At 65.4% G+C, this 5,000-nt stretch carries 5 protein-coding genes; all 5 read right to left on the reverse strand.

Annotated elements, in window-relative coordinates; translation table 11 throughout:
* Positions 1–251: 251 nt before the first annotated feature.
* Positions 252–419: a 50S ribosomal protein L33 gene (gene rpmG / locus JHD07_RS32615; RefSeq protein WP_007603295.1), complete on the reverse strand. Its 168-nt coding sequence runs from the start codon at positions 417–419 to the stop codon at positions 252–254.
* Positions 420–543: 124 nt separating this feature from the next.
* On the reverse strand, positions 544–1,869 hold the full coding sequence (locus JHD07_RS32620) for an LLM class flavin-dependent oxidoreductase (RefSeq protein ID WP_291629614.1): 1,326 nt from the start codon (positions 1,867–1,869) through the stop codon (positions 544–546).
* Positions 1,870–2,127: 258 nt separating this feature from the next.
* Complete coding sequence (locus JHD07_RS32625; RefSeq protein WP_291629616.1) at positions 2,128–2,880, reverse strand: NUDIX domain-containing protein; 753 nt, start codon at positions 2,878–2,880, stop codon at positions 2,128–2,130.
* Between the two features lie 33 nt (positions 2,881–2,913).
* Positions 2,914–3,354 carry a DUF983 domain-containing protein gene (locus tag JHD07_RS32630; protein WP_291629618.1) on the reverse strand — a complete coding sequence of 147 codons (441 nt, stop codon included), beginning with the start codon at positions 3,352–3,354 and terminating at the stop codon, positions 2,914–2,916.
* On the reverse strand, positions 3,348–5,000 hold a 1,653-nt coding region (gene rnr / locus JHD07_RS32635), incomplete at its 5' end, for a ribonuclease R (RefSeq protein ID WP_291629620.1). The genes JHD07_RS32630 and rnr, both read right to left, overlap by 7 nt.

Genomic DNA, 5,000 nt, shown 5'->3' on the forward strand with positions numbered 1-5,000 from the left:
CGATGCTCCACCTCACTTGCCGCCGGGCGGGGTGGGCAGGGGATGATTCAGGCCGCTCGATCGGCAGCTTCCCGGCGCATATGCTGGGTATGCCGACGGGCAAGCCACGCCAGCTAAGGTCCGGGGCGCATATGGCCGGATAGAGCCGGAGCGCACGCCGAGAAGAAGCCGCCCGGCGAGATCTGAGCGCAGCGGCGAAAATGAAAACGGGGCCCAGAGGGCCCCGTCAAAGTCTGCAACGTCCCGCGATCTTACTTGATCTTGGCTTCGCGGAATTCGACGTGCTTGCGTGCGACCGGATCGTACTTCTTCTTGACCAGCTTGTCGGTCATGGTGCGCGAATTCTTCTTGGCGACGTAGTAGAAGCCGGTGTCGGCCGAGGACACGAGCTTGACCTTGATGGTGACCGCTTTGGCCATGTTCTGAACCTCAGAAATGATGGGAATCTGGAGCCGGCCAAACGGCCCGCGTTGGCCGGCAACCTAGCCAGAAACCGCCTGATGTCAAGGTTTTACACCCGGAAAAGCACCCGAAACGGCCCGATCAGGCCTCGAAGAACCGGTTTTTGGGCCGCGGCAGGCCCAGATTCTCCCTCAAAGTGGCTCCTTCATACTCCTTCCGGAAAATGCCGCGGCGCTGCAGCTCCGGCACGACCTTGTCGACGAAATCGTCGAGGCCGGCAGGGACGAACGGGAACATGATGTTGAAGCCGTCGGAGCCCCGTCCGACGAGCCATTCCTCCATCTGGTCGGCGATGGTCTCAGGCGTCCCGACGAAGGACAGGCCACCATAGCCGCCGACGCGCTGGGCGAGCTGGCGCACGGTGAGCTTCTCGCGGGCCGCCAGGGCAATCGTGCGCTCGCGCCCGCTCTTGCTGGCATTGGTCTCGGGGATTTCGGGTAGCGGGCCATCGGGATCGAAGATTGAGGCGTCTGTGCCGAGGATGACCGAGAGCGAGGCGATGGCGCTGTCGTAATGCACACGGCTGTCGAGCAAGGCGCGCTTCTCCCTGGCCTCGTCGACGCTGTCGCCGACCACGACGAAGGCGCCGGGGAGGATCTTGAGATGCTCGGGGTCACGGCCGATCTTCTCCATGCGGCCCTTGATGTCGGCATAGAGCTTTTGTCCGTCGGCGAGGCTGCCGCCGCCCGTGAAGACGGCCTCCGCGGTCTCGGCGGCGAGCTGCTTGCCGTCTTCGGAGGCGCCGGCCTGCACGATCACCGGCCAGCCCTGCACGGGGCGGGCGATGTTGAGGGGGCCGCGCACCTTCAGGTATTTGCCCTTGTGGTCGAGCACATGCATCTTCGCGGGATCGAAGAACAGGCCGCTTTCGACGTCGCGCACGAAGGCATCGTCCGCGAAGGAATCCCAGAGGCCGGTGACGACGTCGTAGAATTCGCGGGCGCGCTTGTAGCGCTCGGCGTGCTCCATGTGGTCGTCGAGGCCGAAATTGAGCGCGGCATCCGGGTTCGAAGTGGTGACGATGTTCCAGCCGGCGCGGCCACCGCTGAGATGGTCGAGCGAAGCAAAGCGCCGGGCTACATGATAGGGCTCGTCGAAGGTGGTCGAGCCGGTCGCGACAAGGCCGATGCGTTCGGTGACGGCCGCGAGCGCCGACAGCAGCGTGAACGGCTCGAACGAGGTCACGGTGTGGCTGCGCTTGAGCGCGTCGATCGGCATGTTCAGCACGGCGAGGTGATCGGCCATGAAGAACGCGTCGAACCTGCCGGCCTCCAGCTTCTGGATCAGCGCCTTGATGTGCGAGAAGTTGAAATTGGCGTCAGGCCAGGCCCCGGGATAGCGCCATGCGCCGGTGTGGATGCTGATCGGGCGCATGAACGCGCCAAGCTTGAGTTGCCGTTGTGCCATCGCCCGGGGTCCGTTCTTGGTGACGCTGCGGAAAAACATAGGGACGCGGCGGAACTCCGCCATCGGGGGAGGCGGGAAGATTATTTTGTTTTTCGATGCTCTCTCAGCACGTCATTCCGGGGCGCGCCTCTTGGCGCGAACCCGGAATCCATCGAACTGCGGAGACGGTGGATGAATGGATTCCGGGTTCGCGCTGCGCGCGCCCCGGAATGACCGAGGAGAGAGAGCTTGGCGCCAACGGCGACGCCGAACGACGACCTAGCCCAAAACATCCTTCTGCATCTTGCCGCCGTAGAAATGGAAGAACGGCACCGGCGCGTCGTGACGGAGCGGGCCGGTGGCGAGGCGGGAGTCGAGCTCGTTGAGCACGTTGCGTGTCATCGGGTGCAGATCCGCAAGCGGCTTCGATCCGAGCTCGACCCAGACCAGCTCGACCAGTTCGGCATCGGCATGGATCACGCCCTCGACGCGATGGGTGATCGCGGAGGCATCGGCGGTGAAGAAACGCGTATCGAACCGCTTGACGCGGCCGGGTGGCGTGATCGCGCGGGCGATCAGGAACAGGCCGGACGGATCAGGCAGCAGGCCGGCATCCGCGAACGGCTTCCAGGGGCCGTCGAGCTTGGGCACCTTGCCCTCAGCCTTGCGGCCGAGACAGAGACCGGTCTCCTCGCAGGCCTCGCGGATCGCGGCAATGGCCAGCGACTTCGCACGCGAAGCCGGCGTCCTCGGGCTGCCCTTGGCGAGATTGGCTTCCAGTTCCGAGGTAATGGGCGCCGCACAGGGCACGCGGTAGTCGGCCTTGTCGACGCGGCCGCCGGGGAAGACGAACTTTCCGGGCATGAAGACCACCTTGTCGTGGCGCTTGCCGACCAGAACTTTCGGAACGGCTCCGCTGCGATCGACCAGGATCAGCGTCGCCGCATCCCTCGGGCGGAAATAGGGATGATGGTCGGCTTCCTTCTCCTCGTGAACCTTTGCCTTCTCCTCGGCCGGCGAAATATCCGTCATGTCCTCACCCAAACCCGCTTTCTTGCTTGTTGCTTACACAGGCGGAATACCATCCGGCGGGTTCTCGTCAAACCCGTGCATGCGCAGAGCCCATTGCAAGCCGACCACAGCTCCCTTGACGGGCTGCAGCAGCGCGAGCGAGGCAATGAAGGTGAAGGGCAGATAGGCCGCGAAGCTGATCCAGACCGGCGTGGTGTAGTTGGTCTCGATCCACAGAACGGCCGGCACCACGATGTGGCCGACGATGACGATGACGAGATAGGCAGGCAGATCGTCGGCGCGATGCGGCGTGAAATCGAGCTCGCATTTGGCGCAATGATCCGCCGTCTTCAGGAAGGCGCGGAACAGCTTTCCCTCGCCGCAGCGCGGGCAGCGGCCCCGGAAGCCGCGCTTCATCGCCGTCCAGACGTCGCGCTTCTCGACGAGGCCGGTCTCGCGCGTCCAGATCTTCGGCGCCGTGCTCATCGTCACCATGCCTTGCCCTTCTTGCCCTTGCCCTTGCTCTTGCCCTTCTTCGCCTTGCCGGATTTTGACTTTTCCGGCTTGCGTTTTCGCTCCGGGCTGCGTCCGGGATGGGCCTTGAACGAGGGGCGGCGCTGAGGGCCTTGTCGGCGGCTGCGCGGGGTGTTTTCGCTGGCCGAGCCCAACAGCTCGAAACGCAGCGCGCCGGCAATGGGCGCCGCCTCGATCAGGCGGACGTCGACGACATCGCCGAGCTGGTACGTGGTGCCGCTGCGGGTGCCGACGAGGGCGTGACGGCTCTCGTCATAGTTGAAATATTCCGTGCCGAGGGATCGGATCGGGATCAGCCCGTCGGCGCCGGTCTCGCTCAGCTTGACGAACAGCCCGGCGCGGGTGACGCCGGAGACGCGGCCCTGGAAGCTCGCGCCGATGCGATCGGCGAGGTGATGGGCGATCAGGCGGTCGACGGTCTCGCGCTCAGCCTTCATCGCGCGGCGCTCGGTCAGCGAAATATGCGCGGCGACTTCGCTTAAGGATTCCGGCGTCTCGCTGTCGGGCAGCGCGCCTTCGCCGAGCCCGAGCGCGCGCACCAGCGCGCGATGCACGACGAGGTCGGCATAGCGACGGATCGGCGAGGTGAAGTGCGCGTAACGGCGCAAGTTGAGGCCGAAGTGCCCGTAATTCTCGGAGGAGTACTCGGCCTGCGCCTGGGCGCGCAGCACCACCTCGCTGACCAGCGGGTAATAGTCGTGGCCCTCGAGCTGGGCCAGCACGCGGTTGAAGAGCGTCGGGCGCAGCGCGCCTGATTTCGCGAAGGGGACGTCGAGCGTCTCCAGAAACTCGCTGAGCGCGTGGACCTTCTCCAGCGTCGGCTCGTCATGCACGCGGTAGATCAGCGGCAGCGTTTTCTTCTCCAGCATCTCGGCCGCCGCGACGTTGGCGAGGATCATGAACTCCTCGATCAGCTTGTGCGCATCGAGCCGTTCGGGGACGACGACGCGGTCGACCGTGCCGTCGCTCTTGAGCAAAATCTTTCGCTCGGGCAGATCGAGATTGAGCGGGTCGCGCTCGTCACGCGCGCGCTTGGCGCAGGCATAGGCGGCGTAGAGCGGTTTCAGGATCGGATCGAGCAGGGGGCCGGTGGTGTCGTCCGGCCGCCCGTCGATCGCGGCCTGCGCCTGCGCGTAAGCGAGCTTGGCAGCCGAGCGCATCAGGATGCGGTGAAAACTGTGCGAGCGCTTGCGGCCGTCGGGGCCGAGCACCATGCGCACCGCGAGCGCGCCGCGGGGCTCGCCCGGGACCAGCGAGCAGAGATTGTTGGAGATGCGCTCGGGCAGCATCGGCACGACGCGGTCGGGGAAATAGACCGAGTTGCCGCGGTCGAGCGCATCGCGATCGAGCGCGGTGCCCGGCCGGACGTAGAAGCTGACATCGGCAATGGCGACGTTGACGATGAAGCCGCCTTTGTTGTTGGGATCAGGATCGGGCTCGGCGTGGACCGCGTCGTCGTGATCCTTGGCATCGGGCGGATCGATGGTGACGAGCGGAACATCGCGCCAGTCCTCACGGCCCTTCAGGTTGGCGGGCTCGGCGACTTCCGCCTCGCGCTCCGCGGCTGGCGAGAACTGCAGCGGGATGTCGTGAGCGTAGATCGCGAT

The organism is Bradyrhizobium sp., from assembly GCF_016462955.1.
Classification (GTDB): Bacteria; Pseudomonadota; Alphaproteobacteria; order Rhizobiales; family Xanthobacteraceae; genus Bradyrhizobium.